Annotated in this window: 16 protein-coding genes; 8 read left to right on the top strand and 8 right to left on the bottom strand. The window is 64.7% G+C overall.

Annotated features, from left to right (window positions below; genetic code table 11):
- The first annotated feature begins 3 nt into the window (after nucleotides 1-3).
- From kdpC to FJ978_RS06190, 3 genes are read left to right on the top strand one after another with little or no spacing between them, the layout of a single operon-like run.
- Nucleotides 4-570, top strand: coding sequence for a potassium-transporting ATPase subunit KdpC (gene kdpC / locus FJ978_RS06200; RefSeq protein WP_140571015.1), 567 nt, complete (start codon nucleotides 4-6; stop codon nucleotides 568-570).
- A gap of 55 nt (nucleotides 571-625) precedes the next feature.
- A complete protein-coding gene (locus FJ978_RS06195) occupies nucleotides 626-3,355 on the top strand; it encodes a sensor histidine kinase KdpD (RefSeq protein ID WP_140571013.1) in 2,730 nt (909 codons plus the stop codon).
- Nucleotides 3,352-4,044 carry a response regulator transcription factor gene (locus tag FJ978_RS06190; RefSeq protein WP_140571011.1) on the top strand — a complete coding sequence of 231 codons (693 nt, stop codon included), beginning with the start codon at nucleotides 3,352-3,354 and terminating at the stop codon, nucleotides 4,042-4,044. The genes FJ978_RS06195 and FJ978_RS06190 overlap by 4 nt, the downstream gene beginning before the upstream one ends.
- Before the next feature lie 14 nt (nucleotides 4,045-4,058).
- Here the strand turns inward: FJ978_RS06190 and FJ978_RS06185 are convergent, their stop codons facing one another.
- The 8 genes from FJ978_RS06185 to FJ978_RS06150 all read right to left on the bottom strand — a co-directional run bounded on the left by FJ978_RS06185 (nucleotide 4,059) and on the right by FJ978_RS06150 (nucleotide 10,127).
- Nucleotides 4,059-5,498, bottom strand: a complete 1,440-nt coding sequence (locus tag FJ978_RS06185) for an MFS transporter (RefSeq protein WP_140571009.1) — start codon at nucleotides 5,496-5,498, stop codon at nucleotides 4,059-4,061.
- Nucleotides 5,499-5,699: 201 nt separating this feature from the next.
- Complete coding sequence (locus tag FJ978_RS06180) at nucleotides 5,700-6,182, bottom strand: DUF992 domain-containing protein (RefSeq protein WP_013893058.1); 483 nt, start codon at nucleotides 6,180-6,182, stop codon at nucleotides 5,700-5,702.
- Between the two features lie 92 nt (nucleotides 6,183-6,274).
- Complete coding sequence (locus FJ978_RS06175; protein WP_013893059.1) at nucleotides 6,275-6,751, bottom strand: DUF992 domain-containing protein; 477 nt, start codon at nucleotides 6,749-6,751, stop codon at nucleotides 6,275-6,277.
- A 206-nt stretch (nucleotides 6,752-6,957) separates the two neighbouring features.
- Nucleotides 6,958-7,800: a tetratricopeptide repeat protein gene (locus FJ978_RS06170; protein WP_013893060.1), complete on the bottom strand. Its 843-nt coding sequence runs from the start codon at nucleotides 7,798-7,800 to the stop codon at nucleotides 6,958-6,960.
- 141 nt (nucleotides 7,801-7,941) lie between these two features.
- The gene (gene rpsU / locus FJ978_RS06165) at nucleotides 7,942-8,208 is read right to left on the bottom strand and encodes a 30S ribosomal protein S21 (protein WP_010911429.1); all 267 of its coding nucleotides are present in this window, start codon (nucleotides 8,206-8,208) and stop codon (nucleotides 7,942-7,944) included.
- A gap of 177 nt (nucleotides 8,209-8,385) precedes the next feature.
- Nucleotides 8,386-8,772: an SET domain-containing protein-lysine N-methyltransferase gene (locus FJ978_RS06160; protein WP_140571007.1), complete on the bottom strand. Its 387-nt coding sequence runs from the start codon at nucleotides 8,770-8,772 to the stop codon at nucleotides 8,386-8,388.
- A 119-nt stretch (nucleotides 8,773-8,891) separates the two neighbouring features.
- The gene (locus tag FJ978_RS06155; protein ID WP_140571005.1) at nucleotides 8,892-9,650 is read right to left on the bottom strand and encodes an SDR family oxidoreductase; all 759 of its coding nucleotides are present in this window, start codon (nucleotides 9,648-9,650) and stop codon (nucleotides 8,892-8,894) included.
- Between the two features lie 108 nt (nucleotides 9,651-9,758).
- A complete protein-coding gene (locus FJ978_RS06150) occupies nucleotides 9,759-10,127 on the bottom strand; it encodes a YrdB family protein (RefSeq protein WP_013893063.1) in 369 nt (122 codons plus the stop codon).
- Between the two features lie 209 nt (nucleotides 10,128-10,336).
- Between FJ978_RS06150 and FJ978_RS06145 the strand changes: the two genes are divergently transcribed.
- Genes FJ978_RS06145 through FJ978_RS06125 form a run of 5 tightly spaced genes read left to right on the top strand, consistent with a single transcriptional unit; the run spans nucleotide 10,337 to nucleotide 15,902 of the window.
- The gene (locus tag FJ978_RS06145) at nucleotides 10,337-11,590 is read left to right on the top strand and encodes a sarcosine oxidase subunit beta (RefSeq protein WP_140571003.1); all 1,254 of its coding nucleotides are present in this window, start codon (nucleotides 10,337-10,339) and stop codon (nucleotides 11,588-11,590) included.
- Nucleotides 11,590-12,012 carry a hypothetical protein gene (locus FJ978_RS06140; RefSeq protein WP_140571001.1) on the top strand — a complete coding sequence of 141 codons (423 nt, stop codon included), beginning with the start codon at nucleotides 11,590-11,592 and terminating at the stop codon, nucleotides 12,010-12,012. The genes FJ978_RS06145 and FJ978_RS06140 overlap by 1 nt, the downstream gene beginning before the upstream one ends.
- A gap of 11 nt (nucleotides 12,013-12,023) precedes the next feature.
- Complete coding sequence (locus tag FJ978_RS06135) at nucleotides 12,024-12,335, top strand: sarcosine oxidase subunit delta (RefSeq protein WP_013893066.1); 312 nt, start codon at nucleotides 12,024-12,026, stop codon at nucleotides 12,333-12,335.
- Complete coding sequence (locus FJ978_RS06130) at nucleotides 12,332-15,325, top strand: sarcosine oxidase subunit alpha (protein ID WP_140570999.1); 2,994 nt, start codon at nucleotides 12,332-12,334, stop codon at nucleotides 15,323-15,325. Before FJ978_RS06135 ends, FJ978_RS06130 begins: the two co-directional genes overlap by 4 nt.
- Nucleotides 15,318-15,902 carry a sarcosine oxidase subunit gamma gene (locus FJ978_RS06125; RefSeq protein ID WP_140570997.1) on the top strand — a complete coding sequence of 195 codons (585 nt, stop codon included), beginning with the start codon at nucleotides 15,318-15,320 and terminating at the stop codon, nucleotides 15,900-15,902. Before FJ978_RS06130 ends, FJ978_RS06125 begins: the two co-directional genes overlap by 8 nt.
- Nucleotides 15,903-15,937 lie beyond the last annotated feature (35 nt).

The raw sequence follows: 15,937 nt of genomic DNA, 5'->3' as shown, positions 1-15,937 counted from the left end.
TCCATGCTCTCCCAGATAAGACCCGCGATCATCATGATCGTCTTCTTCACGGTGCTGACCGGCCTGATCTATCCGTTGGGCATGACCGGCATCGCCCAGGCGCTGTTCCCGCGCCAGGCCAATGGCAGCCTGATCGAAAAGGACGGCAAGGTCATCGGCTCCGGCCTGATCGGCCAGGGCTTTGCCAGCGACAAGTATTTCCATGGCCGGCCTTCGGCGGCCGGCAGCAGCGGCTACGACGCAACCGCCTCCGGCGGCAGCAATCTCGGCCCGACCAATCCGAAGCTGATCGATCGCATCAAGGGCGATGCCGAAAAGCTGAAGGCGGAGAATCCGAACCAGCCGGTCCCGATCGACCTGGTGACGACGTCCGGCAGCGGCCTCGATCCGGCCATCAGTCCCGAGGCCGCCTACTTCCAGGTCGCCAGGGTGGCGAAGGCCCGGGGCCTCGACGAGGCCAAGGTCAAGGCGCTCGTCGACAGCCACATCGATGGCCGCGAACTCGGCTTCCTCGGTGAGCCGGTCGTCAATGTGCTGGCGCTCAACCTCGCACTCGACGATGCGAAATGACGAAGGGATGACCGGGGATCGACAGTACCCCTGGCGCCGTCCATGATCGAAGCTGATGCCGGACGACCGAAGCAACGAATCCAGACCTTCTCCCGACGCACTGCTCGATCATGCCGAGCGGGAAGGTCGCGGTCGTTTGCGGATATTCCTCGGTGCGGCACCAGGTGTCGGCAAGACCTATGAAATGCTGATGTCGGGCCGTGCCCGCCTGGCCGACGGCGCGGACGTGGTGATCGGCGTCGTCGAGACGCATGGCCGCAAGGAGACGATGGCCCTGGTCGAGGGTTATGAGGTCATTCCCCGCCGCAAGGTCGACTACAAGGGCCGCATCCTCGACGAGATGGATATAGACGCCATCCTCGCCCGGCGTCCGGCGCTGGTTCTCGTCGACGAACTCGCCCACACCAACGCGCCCGGCAGCCGCCATCCCAAGCGCTATCTCGACGTCCAGGAAATCCTGACGCAAGGCATCGACGTCTACACGACGCTCAACATCCAGCATGTCGAAAGCCTGAACGATGTCGTCGCCCAGATCACCAAGGTCAGGGTGCGCGAGACGGTTCCCGATTCCATCATCGACCAGGCCGACGACGTCGAGATCATCGACCTCACGCCCGACGACCTGATCAAGCGGCTCGAGGAAGGCAAGGTCTATTTCCCCAACACCGCCCAGCGCGCGATCGAGAACTATTTCTCGCCGGGCAATCTGACCGCGCTTAGGGAACTGGCGCTGCGCCGCACGGCGCAGCGCGTCGACGACCAGTTGCTGATCCATATGCAGGCCCACGCCATTCCGGGGCCGTGGGCCGCGGGCGAGCGGGTGCTCGTCTGCGTCGACGCGCGTCCGGGCGGGGCGGCCCGCATTCGCTATGCGCGCCGGCTGGCCGACCGGCTGCGCGCGCCGTGGACGGCGCTGCATGTGGATACGCCTCGTTCGGCCGCCATGTCCGAGGAGGACAAGGACCGGCTCGCGGCATTGCTGCGCCTTGCCGAACAGCTCGGCGCCGAGGTGACGACCATTCCCGGCCAGAACGTCGCTCAGGACATCGTGCGGCATGCGACGGCCAACAATTTCACCCACATCGTGGTCGGCCGGCCGACCCGGTCGCGCTGGCGCGAATTGATCGAAGGTTCGCTCACCTATGATCTCATCCGCAATGCCGGCGACATCAGCGTCCATGTCATTTCGGGAACCGAGCGCAACACCGAGGCGACGTCGAGAAGCGTCAAGGCGGCGGACGAGCAGTGGCAGTTCCAGATCTGGCCTTATCTCAGCGCCACGGGTTTTGTCGCCGGTTCGCTCGCCTTCGCCGTCCTGCTCGATCAGTTTCTCGACGTTCGCAATCTGGCGATCATCTTTCTCATCGGGGTGCTGACGTCGGCGGTGACCGGCGGCCTCTGGCCGGCCCTGTATGCCTGTCTCGCCAGCGCCGTCGCCTTCAACTATTTCTTCCTGGAGCCGCGTTACACGCTGACGATCCGGGATCCGGAGAGCATCGTCGCGCTCGGCGTGTTCCTGGTCGTGGCCGTCATCGCCAGCAATCTGACGGCGCGCGTGCAACGCCAGGCGGTCGCCGCCCGCTCGCGGGCGCGGGCCACGGAGGACATCTACCTTTTTTCCAAGAAGCTTGCCGGTGCCGGCACGCTCGACGACGTTCTGTGGGCCACCGCCTTCCAGATCGCCTCGATGCTGAAGCTGCGCGTGGTGCTGCTTTTGCCGGAAGATGGAACGATCACCGTCAAGGCCGGCTATCCGCCCGACGACACGCTGGCCGAGGCCGACATCGCCGCCGCCCGCTGGGCCTGGGAGCACAACCGCGCGGCAGGACGCGGCGCCGACACGCTCCCCGGCGCCAAGCGCCTCTATCTGCCCCTGCGGACAGGGCGCACCGCGATCGGCGTCGTCGGCCTCGACAACGACAAGCAGGGTCCGCTGCTGACGCCAGAGCAGCAGCGCCTGCTCGACGCGCTGGCCGACCAGGCGGCGGTCGCCATCGAACGTATTCAGTTGGTCGCCGACGTCGACCGTGCCAAGCTCGCCGCCGAGGCGGACAGGCTGCGTTCGGCGCTGCTCACTTCGATCTCGCATGATCTGAAAACGCCGCTCGCCGCCATCATGGGTGCGGCCGGCACGCTGCGGGAATTCGCACCGGCATTGCCGGAACAGGATCGGGCGGAGCTGCTGTCGACCGTGCTCGACGAATCCGAGCGGTTGAACCGCTTCATCGCCAATCTGCTCGACATGACCAAGATCGAGTCCGGGGCGATGGAGCCCAACTACGCTTTCCACTATGTCGGCGATATCGTCGGCTCGGCCCTGCAGAGGGCGAGGAAGATCATCGCCGAGCACAAGACCGAGATCGACATCCCCCGGGATCTGCCGATGTTGAAGGTCGATCCCGTCCTGTTCGAGCAGGCGCTGTTCAATCTCCTCGACAATGCGGCGAAATACGCCCCACCCGGCTCGACGATCCGCGTGCAGGGCTGGACCGACAATGGTTCCGTCATCCTGCAGGTCATGGATGAAGGGCCGGGCATTCCGCCCGGAGACGTGGAACGGATTTTCGACACCTTCTACCGGGTGCGCAAGCGCGACCAGGTCCGCGCCGGCACCGGGCTCGGCCTGTCGATCTGCCGTGGTTTCATCGAAGCGATGGGCGGCACGATCACAGCCGCGAACCGAACCGACCGTCCGGGCGCGGTTTTCACCATCAGCATGCCGAAGCCGGCGATCCCGCCCGACCTCGACACCTCCACTACCGACGATGTGGGTGACTTGGCATGACAAACTCGACCGTCAGGATACTGGTCGTGGATGACGAGCCGCCGATCCGCAAGCTGCTGCGGGTAGGGCTCGGCAGCCAGGGCTATGCCATCAGCGAGGCGCCGAGCGCCAAGGCGGCGATCGAATTGATGGAGACGGAAAAGCCTGATCTCGTCCTGCTCGACCTCGGCCTGCCGGGCATGAGCGGCCATGAACTGCTGCGCAAATGGCGTGACGACGGCCTCGACATTCCCGTCGTCATCCTCTCCAGCCGCACCGACGAGGCCGGCATCGTTAACGCGCTCGAACTCGGCGCCGACGACTATGTCACCAAGCCGTTCGGCATGAACGAGCTGGTCGCCCGCATCCGCGTGGCGCTGCGCCACAAATTCCAGCAGCAGGGCGAGAGGCCGGTTTTCCAGACCGGCGACCTCAGCGTCGACCTGGTCAAGCGCGTCGTCAAGGTCGAGGGCAAGGAGGTGAAGCTCTCGCCGAAGGAATACGAGATCCTGCGCATGCTGGTGCAGCATGCCGGCAAGGTGCTGACCCACCATTTCCTGTTGAAGCAGGTCTGGGGCGATTCGACCGACGTGCAGTATCTCAGGGTCTATGTCCGGCAACTCAGGCAGAAGATCGAGAAGACCCCCGACCAGCCACGCTATATCACCACGGAGACCGGCGTCGGCTATCGCCTGCGCGAGGTCGAGTAGGCGAGAGCCGTCACTTAACCGATTGCTTCCTGCTGCAGTCGGTTCGGGGTCGATGATGCCCGCAAGGCGGCCAGGCAGCCGAGAATTCCAAGCGGCACGAAGGCCAGGAACAGCCAGCTCGCGACATTGGCGGCCGCGTCGTGGTTCAACCCTTGCGAAAAACCGCTGGCATTGGCGACGATGCCGGCAAGGGCGGCACCCACGGCATAGCCGATGCGCTGCATGGTCGGCACCGCTGCCGAGGCAATTGTCTGCTCCTCATCCGGGGCGGAGGCAACGATGACGCGGGTCAGGAACGGCCAGGCGATGCCGAAGCCGCCGCCCTGCAACAGGGCGCAGACCAGGATCAGCGGGATAGAGCCCAGCGGTATCGTATAGGCAAAGCCGGCGATGCCGGCGGCGATCATCAGCGCGCCGCAGACGATGATCAGCCGCTCGCGGCGCGGTGGCGCGTTGGCGACGAGGATCGACAGGATCGACCAGGCGATCGATTCGGCGGCGATGATATAACCGGTGGTCAGCAGCGGGATGTCGTGCAGGCTGGTCAACAGCAGCGGCCCGTAGACGCCGAAGGAGCAGGTCGCCACCGAGAAGGCGGCGACCATGGTCATGCCGGCGCCTACCGGCGTGCGCCACGAGAACAGCCGCGCCGGGAACAGCCGGGACCGCGGCTTCAGCGCGTCGATGCAGAAGAACAGCGCCAGGCCGCCGAGACCGAGGGCGATCAGCAGCGAAGAGCGCAGCAAGGCGATGTCGACGCCGGCAGAGGCGATCAGCACCACGGCCACGGCAAGGCAGGCGAGGGCGGCGAACGGGAAGGGCGGCGCCTTGCCCTTGCTCGTGGTGGGTCTCGTCGCCTCGGGCGTGTCGAGCACGATGAAGCTTGCCAACGCCATGGCCGTGCCGCCGACGGTGAAGACGCCGAATGCCCAGCGCCATGAGAGAAGCTCGGTCATGATCGCGCCGAGCAACGGGCCGCTGAAGGCCGCGACGCCCCAGATCGCGGACATGATGCCGAAAAGCTGCGGCCAGATGGCACGCGAAAACAACCGCTCGACCGAGACGAAGGCCAGCGACACCAGCGCGCCGCCGCCAAGCCCCTCGATCAGGCGGCCGGCGAGGAACAGCTGCATGGAAGGCGAGGTGGCGCAGATCAATGCTCCGGCCGCGTAGAGCAGGGCGGCGACCACCATGTTGGTGCGCAGCGCCACATAACTCACCAGCCGTCCGGCCGCGGCACCGGCGACGATGGCGCCGAGCTCGTAGATCGCCAGCGACCAGCCGACGAGCTGCACGCCGGCCAGTTCACCGACCATGGCGGGCATGACGGTCGCCACCATCGTCTCATTGGTCGCGTGCAGCAGGATGCCGAGGCTGATGAAGCAGAAGCGCGCCAGGTCGCCGCTCGCCCACAATGCGCGCCAGTCGACCCTGTTTATACCGATTTCAGTCATCTCTACCCCGGCCTTGCATAGCTCGATGACGGCGCTGGGCACCAGAAGCCAGAAAGGGTTTCCGGCAGGACCATGCGTGTCGGCAACGCCGGATCGCGCGTCAGACCGGGGCGCTGTTCCGGTCGGGCAGGCTTGTAAAACCTCAACCGCGATTGAGCTCAAGCGAAATTTTCGAGATGTTTGCGGCCGGCGGCCGGCGGTTCAATTCTCGGTGCTGCGCAGCTGGAACTGGCTGACGCCGATGGCCAGATTGATGCCGGTCTGGGTCTGCAGGCTGAGCGGCTGGAGGGTGAAGGCCTGCGACGAACCGCCAACCAGCAGATTGGCGCCGGCGCCGACGGCCGCCGTCACCTCGGCACTGGCGCCAATATAGTCGCCCGCCAGCGCACCCGGCGCGTAGATGTTCTTCAGCGGCGTCAGCACCAACCATCGCATCACCGCTTGCTTCGTCGTGCCGATGTCGAGGCCGTATTTGTTGACGGCGCCGAAATAAGCTTCCGGCGCGAAGGTCTTGTCGGAGGGGGTGAAGGTGCAGCTCAAATCCTTGGTCGAGCCGAAAATGAAGCCGGTGCCGCCTGATATGGCGCATTCAAGCGCGCCGAGTTCGATGCCACGGTCCTGGGCTCGTGCCGCACCGGCAAGCGCGGTTGCAATCACGGCAGCGGCGATGGCTGTCTTCGGCATTCTGTTCCCCTCAAAAATGAAACGGCGCGGAACCATCCTATCTGGTTCCGCGCCGCGAAGTGAGGGGTCGTGGAGCCCATGGCTCCATGCATTCATTTGAGCGAGTGGATCAGCTCGAGCGACGTCACGGCGACGGCAAGATTGACGCCGGTCTGCGCCTGGACGCTGAGCGGCTCGAGCATGAAGGCGCTGTCGAAGCCACCAACCAGCAGATTGGCGCCACCGCCGGTCACGACGCTGGCCTCGGCGTTGACGCCGTAATAGCTGCCGGCGAGGTCGCCCGCGTCACGGTCTCGTGTCGCGGCAAAAACGGCCCAGACCAACTGGCCCTGATGAGTCTTTCCGAGATCGACGCCAAGCTTGGAGATGACGCCTGTGTAAACCTCGGACGGTCCATGATGGTGGGGCCGGAAGACGCAGGACACGCCCTTGTTGGACGTCACGATATAACCAGTGCCGCCATCGATGGTGCAGTCGAGCGTGCCGAGCTGCAGCTTGCCGGCGCTGGCCGGTGCGGCAGCGAACGCGGTCATGGCGAGAGCGGCGGCGCAGGCGAGTTTCTTGATCATGGGAGGGTCCTTTCGCGATTGCTTCCAAGTAACGGCTTTGATGGCCAGACCGTTCCGCTGAAAACTTGGCGCGAACAAGGCAAGGGTTGACGGGTTGCAGCGGGGGTTAACGCGCGGTTGCCGGATTGCCGGCGAAAGCCAGAGCAGCGTGTCCTTTTGGACACGCTAACGATCTGGAATGTTTAGCGGATCTGGCGAAACCGATGTCAGCTGACGCGGGCGAGGCCGTCCTTGGCCGGCTGATAGGTCGGGTTGAGGCGGACGGCTTCCTTGTAGGATTTCGCGGCCTTCGCCTTGTCGCCGCGCCGCTCGTAGATCAGCGCCTGGTTGGCCCAGGCCTCGGCGTTCTTGCCGTCAAGCTTGATGGCCATGTTGAAGTCGGAGAAGGCATTGTCCTCGTCGCCTGTCGCCAGATAGGAAAGGCCACGGCCGTTGTACGGTTCGGCTGCGTCCGGCGCCAGCGAGATGGCAGTCGAGAAATCCTCGATGGCGAATTTGTGCTGGCCCTGGCTCTGATAGATCAGGCCGCGATTGTGATAGGCGCGGGCATCGGTGGTGTCGAGCTGGATCGCCTTCTGGAAGTCGTTGAAGGCATCCTGGGTGCGGCCCGCCTTGCGGTAGAGATTGCCGCGGCCGATATAGGCGGCGTCATAGTTGCCGTTGATCTGGATCGAGCGGTTGTAGTCCGCAAGCGCGGCTTCCTGATTGCCGAGGAAGCGCTGGATGAGCGCCCGGTTCGAATAGGCCTGGTAGAAATTCGGGTTGAGCTGGATGGCCTGGTTGAAATCCTTGAGCGCCGCCTGGTACTGGCCGCCACGGCCATAGGCCGAGCCGCGCACATTGTAGCCTTCGGGATCCTGGGGATTGCGCTGGATCACCGCCGACAGCGAGGAGATGTTCTCGCTCGACCCTTGCGCCTTGTCGATGTTGTTGAACTCGCCGGTCGGACCCGATGTCTGGCAGCCGGCAAGCACCAGTCCGGAAAGCAGGGCCGCTGTCAGGGCAAAACCACGCAATGCGGTCCCGCGCTCCACGCTCGTTGCGTTCATGTCTGCCCTGTCCTCACTTGCGCCGCGTCATTCAGGCCCGGATCCCCCCTCCGGGCCGGTCACATCAAAATAAAAAGGTGGCGGCGATTCCACATCGCGCCACCTTGGTATCCTTCGAAAAGGACGAAATATTGGCGTTAATCAGCGCGGCGGACGCGCTGCACCGGCAGCACCGCCGGCAGCCACCGGACGCGGCGTCATCGGCAGCAGCCCTTCGCGCTGTGCGCGCTTGCGGGCCAGCTTGCGGGCGCGGCGAACGGCCTCGGCCTTTTCACGGGCGCGCTTCTCGGAAGGCTTCTCGTAGTGACCGCGCATCTTCATTTCGCGGAAAATGCCTTCGCGCTGCATCTTCTTCTTGAGCGCGCGAAGCGCCTGATCAACGTTGTTGTCGCGGACGAGTACCTGCACGGGCAATCCTGTCTTTCGGGTTTGATATCAACAGGCAAGCAGCCATAGCCACTAGCCTCCGCGGCGCTCGACACCACGAATTGTGGCGGCTGATAGCAGAATCAAGCCGCGCTGTCCACAGTCGAAATGAAGGACAACGGCCAAATTGCCACGGTTGCCTGGTAGATAGGCCATCAGCTACGCCGTGGCCAGATGCAGCCGCTCGAAATCCTCGAAGAACTCGCCGTAGTCGCAGGTGATCTCTTCGCCGACGGCGATATCGCGGGTCGCCGTCGCGCCGCCATATTGCGAGAAATCCGTATTCGGCGTCGCCGAATGGTTCATGAAGCGACCATTGTCGACTTCATAGACCATGAAACCCGGCCGGTCCGGGCTCGGATAGGCATAACGATCGAGCAATTCCTTCAGCGGTGGCGGCGCTGCCTCGTATCTGTCCATCGGGATCAGCCGATCGAAATCAGGATCGAGGCGCCAGATCGAGGCGCCCTTGCGGATCGGCTCGGCGGCGAACATGCCGACGCCCTCGATCGCGCTCGCGGCCACATAGGTTCGGATCAGCATCATGGTTTCAGGACCTGTTTCGGCAAGAAGACCGGTTTCGACAAAACGGAATCGCCAAATCGCGCCGAAAAAGCAAGACCGGCGGTCTGCGTCACTTGGACGAACGGGCCTGTTCGCCGGGTTCACGTCCGGTTGATCGAGACGCCGCCATCGGCAAACAGCGCGGTTCCCGTGGTGAAGCTCGAGGCATCGGAGGCGAGATAAAGCGCCGAGCGGGCAATCTCCTCCGGCTGCGCCATACGCTTCAAGGCATGGATGCCTTCGACGAAGGCGCGTGCCTGCGGCGTGGTGGTCGTCGCGCCGGGTGTGTCGGTGCCGCCGGGCAGCAGCGCGTTGACGCGTAGCCCCCTTGGCCCATACTCGGCGGCCAGCACCTGCGTCAGGCCGATCAGGCCGGCCTTGGCAGCGGCATAGGCGGCCATGCCCGGCATGCCGGCAGTGTAGCCGACAAAGCTCGAGGTAAAGATCAGCGACCCGCCGCCCCGCTCCAGCATGGCCGGTATCTGGTGCTTTGCCCCGAGAAAGGCGCTTGTCAGGTTGATGTCCATCGTCTCGTGCCATGCCGCCGGCACCATGTCGGGCAGGGGCGCCATCACGCCGACGGCGCCGGCGTTGTTGAAGGCGATGTCGAGGCCGCCGAACTTTTCCAACGCCAGATCGACAAGAGCCTTTGCATAGGCTTCGTCCCTGACGTCGCCGGCAAGCGCGACGGCGGTGCCGTCCGCGTCCGATATTTCGGCGACGAGCGCGTCGAGCTCTGCCTGGCGCCGCGCGGCGACGACGAGCTTCGCGCCTTCCTCGGCAAAGAGTTTTGCGGTGGCGCGGCCAATGCCGGAACTGGCGCCGGTGACGATGGCGATCTTGTTGGCGAGTGCGAGCATTTTTTGCATCCTTTGCTTGGCGCCAGTTCTGCCGGCGATCGGATGCTTGGTCGCAAATGGGGTTGGTCGGAGCCACCCGATACCTGCGAAGGCTGCGTCGTCCCTGAACTATTGCTTCAGCAGCCAACCGAGCCGGTCGAGCGAAAATGCGTAGCTCATGGCGATAAGCAGGGCGACGATGATGCCCGTGGTCGTGTAACCGGCCACATGGAATCCAGCAGCGCCGCCGAACAGGATGACCAATTCCAACGCCAGCCGCACCGTGCCCGGAACCGGTACTGGCGCACGGCCTGATCGGCTCGGGTCGTCGAGTACCGCGAAAGTGCCCCACAGCACGGCTGCAACAAGCGGCAGGACCAGGGCCAGGCCCCATCGCCACCATCCCTCGGAGAGGTTCCAGCCCGCGACGCCGAGACCAAGCAAGGCGGCAAGCTCCAACAGGAAGCGTAGCGTCAGATTCCACCAGGCGTTGCCCATACTCGTCCTCTCGTCCTCAAGAATCTCGCGACAGGCAGTGTGACTGACCGCAGCCATGGCAGCCAGCCCGCATGCCTGTTTCTCGTCGCGGCGCAAAACGGCAAGCGCCGTCGCAAACAGCGCAAGGGTGGAAGCGCTGTTTCGCTAGTGATACACCTCGCGCGCCGGGGCCAAGTGAACGCCTCGCCGCCATTTGCGAGGCTGGAACGTTGAAAAAATATTCGGTATTCGCCATCGCCCGCGAGGCCATGCGCGGCCATAAGGGCTGGGAGGAGCAATGGTCCTCGCCCGAGCCGAAGAAGGAATACGACGTCATCATCGTCGGCGCCGGCGGCCATGGGCTGGCCACCGCCTACTATCTCGCCAGCGTGCATGGCATCACCAATGTCGCTGTGCTGGAAAAGGGTTGGTTGGGCGGCGGCAACACCGGCCGCAACACCACCATCATCCGCTCCAACTATCTCTATGACGAGAGCGCCGGCATCTACGACCATGCGCTGAAGCTGTGGGATGGGCTTTCCCAGGAGCTCAACTACAACGTCATGTATTCGGCGCGCGGCGTCATGATGCTCGCCCACAATGTGCACGACGTCCAGGTGCTGAAGCGCCATGTCCATGCCAACCGGCTGAACGGCATCGACAATGAATGGCTGTCGCCGGAGCAGGCCAAGGAATTCTGCCCGCCGCTCAACATCTCCAGGGATGCGCGCTATCCGGTGGTCGGGGCCGCCTTGCAGCGGCGCGGCGGCACGGCGCGCCACGATGCGGTGGCCTGGGGTTACGCGCGCGGCGCTTCGGCGCGCGGCGTGCACATCATCCAGAATTGCGAGGTCACCGGCGTCAAGCGGGCCGCCAATGGCGCGGTCATGGGCGTCGACACGACACGCGGCTTCATCGGCGCCAAGAAGGTCGGCGTCGTCGCTGCTGGCCATTCGTCTGTCATCATGAACATGGCCGGCGTGCGCATGCCGCTGGAAAGCTATCCGCTGCAAGCGCTGGTGTCGGAGCCGGTCAAGCCGGTGGTGCCTTGCGTGGTGATGTCCAACACCGTGCACGCCTATATCTCGCAGTCCGACAAGGGCGAGCTGGTCATCGGCGCCGGCACCGACCAGTATGTCTCCTATTCGCAGACCGGCGGCCTGCACATCTTGCAGCATACGCTCGACGCAATCTGCGAGATGTTCCCGATCTTCACGCGCATGAAGATGCTGCGCTCGTGGGGCGGCATCGTCGACGTCACGCCCGACCGCTCGCCGATCCTGGCCAAGACGCCGGTGCCCGGCCTCTACGTCAATTGCGGCTGGGGCACCGGCGGCTTCAAGGCGACGCCCGGCTCGGGCCATGTCTTTGCCCACACCATCGCCAAGGACGATCCGCATCCGATCAACGCGCCCTTCACCATCGAACGCTTCCGCACCGGCCGCCTCATCGACGAGGCCGCGGCGGCGGCGGTGGCGCATTGATGATGACGGAACTCGCTGTCGCCATGCCGCTGGTGCTGGCGGGGGAACAGGGCATGTTCCATTTGCCGTCGCCGGAAGAGGTGCGGCTGCAGCCGATCGAACGTGCCGGCAACGAGGCCGGCTGGCCGTTTTCGGTCGACAACGGGACGCTGGCATGCGTGTGGAGCGCCGGCCAGAAAGTGGTGATGTTCTTTGAAGGCCGGCCGCACGGGCTGGACGAGGACGAGGATTTCGAGCCGCGTGGCGTGATCGTCACCACCGACCCGATGCAACTGACGCTCGGCAACATGGCCAACCGCGCTTTGTTTCGCGATGCGACAAACGTCGAGGAGCGCCTGCGGCTCGTCGCTCCATTCATGACCATGGGCCAGAAGCTTTGCGACCAACCCGCCGGCGCCCACGTCGGCCACGGCGAATTGTAGGAACGAAGACGATGCTGCTCATACGCTGCCCCTATTGCGAGGAAGAGCGCCCGGAGCTCGAATTTCGCAACGCCGGCGAGGCCCATATCGCGCGCTCGGCCAATATGGCCGGCGAGAGCGACGATGATTTCGAGAAATTCTTCTTCATCCGCTCGAACCCCAAGGGCATCATCTACGAGCGCTGGCGGCACATGCATGGCTGCGCCCGCTTCTTCAACGCAGTGCGCGACACCGTCACCGATAAGTTCGTCATGACCTACAAGGCCGGTGAGCCGAAACCCGCCAAGCTGCCCAAAAACTCCAACGAAGTGGTTACCAAATGAGCGGCGGGTTCCGCATTCCGAGCGCCGGTCGCCTCAGCCAGGCCAAGACCGCGCGGTTCAGCTTCGACGGCCAGTCCTATACCGGCATCGAGGGCGACACGTTGGCCTCGGCGCTGCTTGCCAATGGCGTGCATCTGGTCGGCCGCTCGTTCAAGTACCACCGGCCGCGCGGCATTCTGTCGGCGGGCGCGGAAGAGCCTAACGCGCTGGTGCAGATCGTGCGTGACGCCGCGCGCAAGACGCCGAATGTGCGCGCCACCGTGCAGGAGCTTTATGACGGACTTGCCGCCAATTCGCAGAACCGCTGGCCGTCGCTGTCCTTCGACATAGGCGCGGTCAACGACATCGCATCGCCGATGTTTTCGGCCGGCTTCTACTACAAGACCTTCATGTGGCCCAAGGCGGCCTGGAAGAGCTTTTACGAACCCAAGATCCGCGAAGCCGCCGGCCTTGGCGTTTCTCCGGACAAACCCGATCCCGACCATTATTCCTCGCGCTACGCGCATTGCGACGTGCTGGTGCTGGGCGGCGGTGCCGCAGGTATCGCGGCGGCATTGGCGGCGGCGGAGACCGGCGTGCGGGTCATCCTCGCCGACGAGCAGGTCGAATTCGGCGGTAGCCTGCGTTTCGAGAGTGGCGCGAAAATAGACGGCCAGGACGGTTTTGCCTGGGCACAGGCGGCGATCGCCAGACTGAGCGCGATGGACAATGTCCGCGTGCTCTCGCGCACAACTGCTTTTGGCTACTACGCGCAGAATTTCGTCGGCCTGGTCGAGCGTGTCAGCGATCATCTGAAGGCCCCCGGCCATGATTTGCCGCGCGAGCGGCTGTGGCAGGTCCGCGCCAAGCGCGTCGTGCTGGCCTCCGGCGCCATCGAGCGCCATATGGTGTTCGCGAACAACGACCGGCCGGGCATCATGCTGGCGGGCGCGGCGCGCACCTTCCTCAACCATTATGGCGTGGCGGTCGGCAGGAATGTCGGCGTCTACACTGCTAATGACTCGGCCTACGCGGCGGCGATCGACCTGAAGAAGGCCGGCGTCAATGTGGCGGCGATCGTCGACCTGCGCGACAACCCGACAGGACCGGTGATCGACGAGGCGAGGGCGCTCGGCATCGAGATCAATTTCGGCCGCGCGGTGATCCGTGCCGGCGGCAAATTGCGGGTGTCGTCGATGACCGTGCAGCCGAAGAATGGCGGCGGCGAACGCACTATCTCCGTCGACGCGATCCTGATGTCGGCCGGCTGGACGCCGTCGGTGCATCTGTTCTCGCAATCGCGCGGCAAGGTCGCCTTCAACGACGAGACCAAGCGTTTCGTGCCGGGCATCTACGCACAAGACTGCGTCTCCGTCGGCGCCTGCAACGGCACTGACGGGCTGTCGGCAACGGTCGACGAGGCCTACGCGGCTGGCGCCAAGGCAGCGAAAGATGCCGGCGCGAAAACCGCGAAGGGCGCCAAGCCGAAGGTCGATGCCTCGGAGAGCTGGTCGCGCGGCATGCTGGGGGCTGGCCCCGGCGCCGGACCGGACACGACGGTGAAGGCGTTCGTCGATTTCCAGAACGACGTCACCGCCAAGGATATTCGCCAGGCGGTGCATGAGGGCATGCGCTCGATCGAGCACGTCAAGCGCTTCACCACCAACGGCATGGCGACCGACCAGGGCAAGACCTCCAACATGCACGGCCTGGCGATCGCCGCCGAGACGCTGGGCAAGCCGATCCCCGAGGTCGGCCTGACCACGTTCCGCGCGCCCTACACGCCGGTCACCTTCGGCGCGATCGTCAGCCATGCGCGCGGGCCGCTGTTCGACCCGACACGCAAGACCGCGATCCATCCCTGGGCCGAAGCGCAGGGCGCGGTATTCGAGGATGTCGGCCAGTGGAAGCGCGCCTGGTATTTCCCGAAGGCGGGCGAAGACATGCATGCAGCGGTCGACCGCGAATGCGTTGCGGTTCGTAACAAGGCAGGGCTGTTCGATGCCTCGACGCTCGGCAAGATCGAAGTGGTCGGGCCGGATGCCGCCAAGTTCATGGAGTTGCTCTACACCAATCCGTGGGAGAAGCTGGAACCCGGCCGCTGCCGCTATGGCATCATGCTGCGCGAGGACGGCTTTATCTATGATGACGGCGTCGTCGGCCGACTGGCACCGGACCGTTTCCATGTGACGACGACGACCGGTGGCGCGCCGCGGGTCATGAACCACATGGAGGACTATCTCCAGACCGAGTTCCCGCATCTCAATGTCTGGCTGACCTCGATCACCGAACAATGGGCGGTGATCGCCGTGCAAGGGCCAAAGTCGCGCGACATCATCGCACCGCTGGTCGAGGGCATCGACATGTCCGACGAGGCGCTGCCGCATATGTCGGTGCGCGAAGGCAAGATCTGCGGCGTGCCAACGCGGCTGTTCCGCATGTCGTTCACCGGCGAGCGCGGCTTCGAGGTCAATGTCCCGGCCGACTACGGCCAGGCCGTCTGGGAAGCGCTGTGGGCCGAGGGCCAGAAGCATGGCGCCGCCGCCTACGGAACCGAGGCCATGCACGTATTGCGCGCCGAAAAAGGCTATATCATCGTTGGCCAGGACACCGACGGCACGGTGACCCCTGGTGATGCCGGCCTCGACTGGGCGGTCGGCAAGAAGAAGGCCGATTTCGTCGGCATCCGCGGCCTGACGCGGCCGGATCTGGTGGCCAAGGGCCGCAAGCAGCTGGTGGGCCTCAAGACCAAGGACCCGAAGGTGGTGCTGGAGGAAGGCGCGCAGATCGTCGAGGACCCGAAGCAGGCGATCCCGATGAAGATGATCGGCCACGTCACCTCGAGCTACTGGTCGGAAAATTGCGGCCGCTCCATCGCGCTGGCGCTGGTCGCCGGCGGCCGCGACCGCATGGGCGACACGCTCTACGTGCCGATGCCGAACGGAGTGATCGAAGTGGAGGTTACCGGCATGGTGTTCTTCGACGAGACGGGAGGGCGCCTCAATGGCTAAGGCTGCTGCAAGGAAGACGGTTTCCGCCGTATCGCCTTCGGTTGAGCGTCGCCCGGCACTGGCTGGACGTAGCACCACCGCAACCAACGCCAAGGTCGAGATCCTGCCGCCGGCAGAGCGTATTTCGCTGCGCGCGCCGGAGGCTTCCGTCGCGGCGCTGTCGAAGGCGCTCGGCGTGACCTTGCCGAAAAAGCCGAAGACGTCCGTATCGAAGGCTGGCCGCACCGCGCTGTGGCTTGGGCCGGACGAATGGTTTGTCATCGACGAGGCCGGCAACGATCCGCTCGCCGCTTGCGCCACGGTTGCCGCGCTCCATTCGGCAGTGGGTGTCTCTCACCGCAATATCGCGATTGCCGTTACCGGCGCGGCGGCGGCCGCAACGATCAATTCGGGTTGCCCGCAGGATCTGTCGCTCGATGCGTTCCCGGTGGGGGCTGCCTCGCGCACTATCCTTGGCAAGGCCGAAATCGTGCTGTTGCGTACGGCCGCGGACGCCTTCCGGGTCGAGTGCTGGCGTTCCTTCTCGGACTATGTCTTTACTTTCCTGTCCGAAGGGGCACGCGACGCGGCGGTCTGAACCCGGAACGTTTGCCGCGCGCGTCCGTTGTGCGG

It is taken from the genome of Mesorhizobium sp. B1-1-7 (assembly GCF_006442705.1).
Taxonomy (GTDB): Bacteria; Pseudomonadota; Alphaproteobacteria; order Rhizobiales; family Rhizobiaceae; genus Mesorhizobium; species Mesorhizobium opportunistum.
The sequence above is the reverse complement of the archived record's forward strand: the minus strand, read 5'-3'. Positions and strand labels throughout refer to the sequence as shown.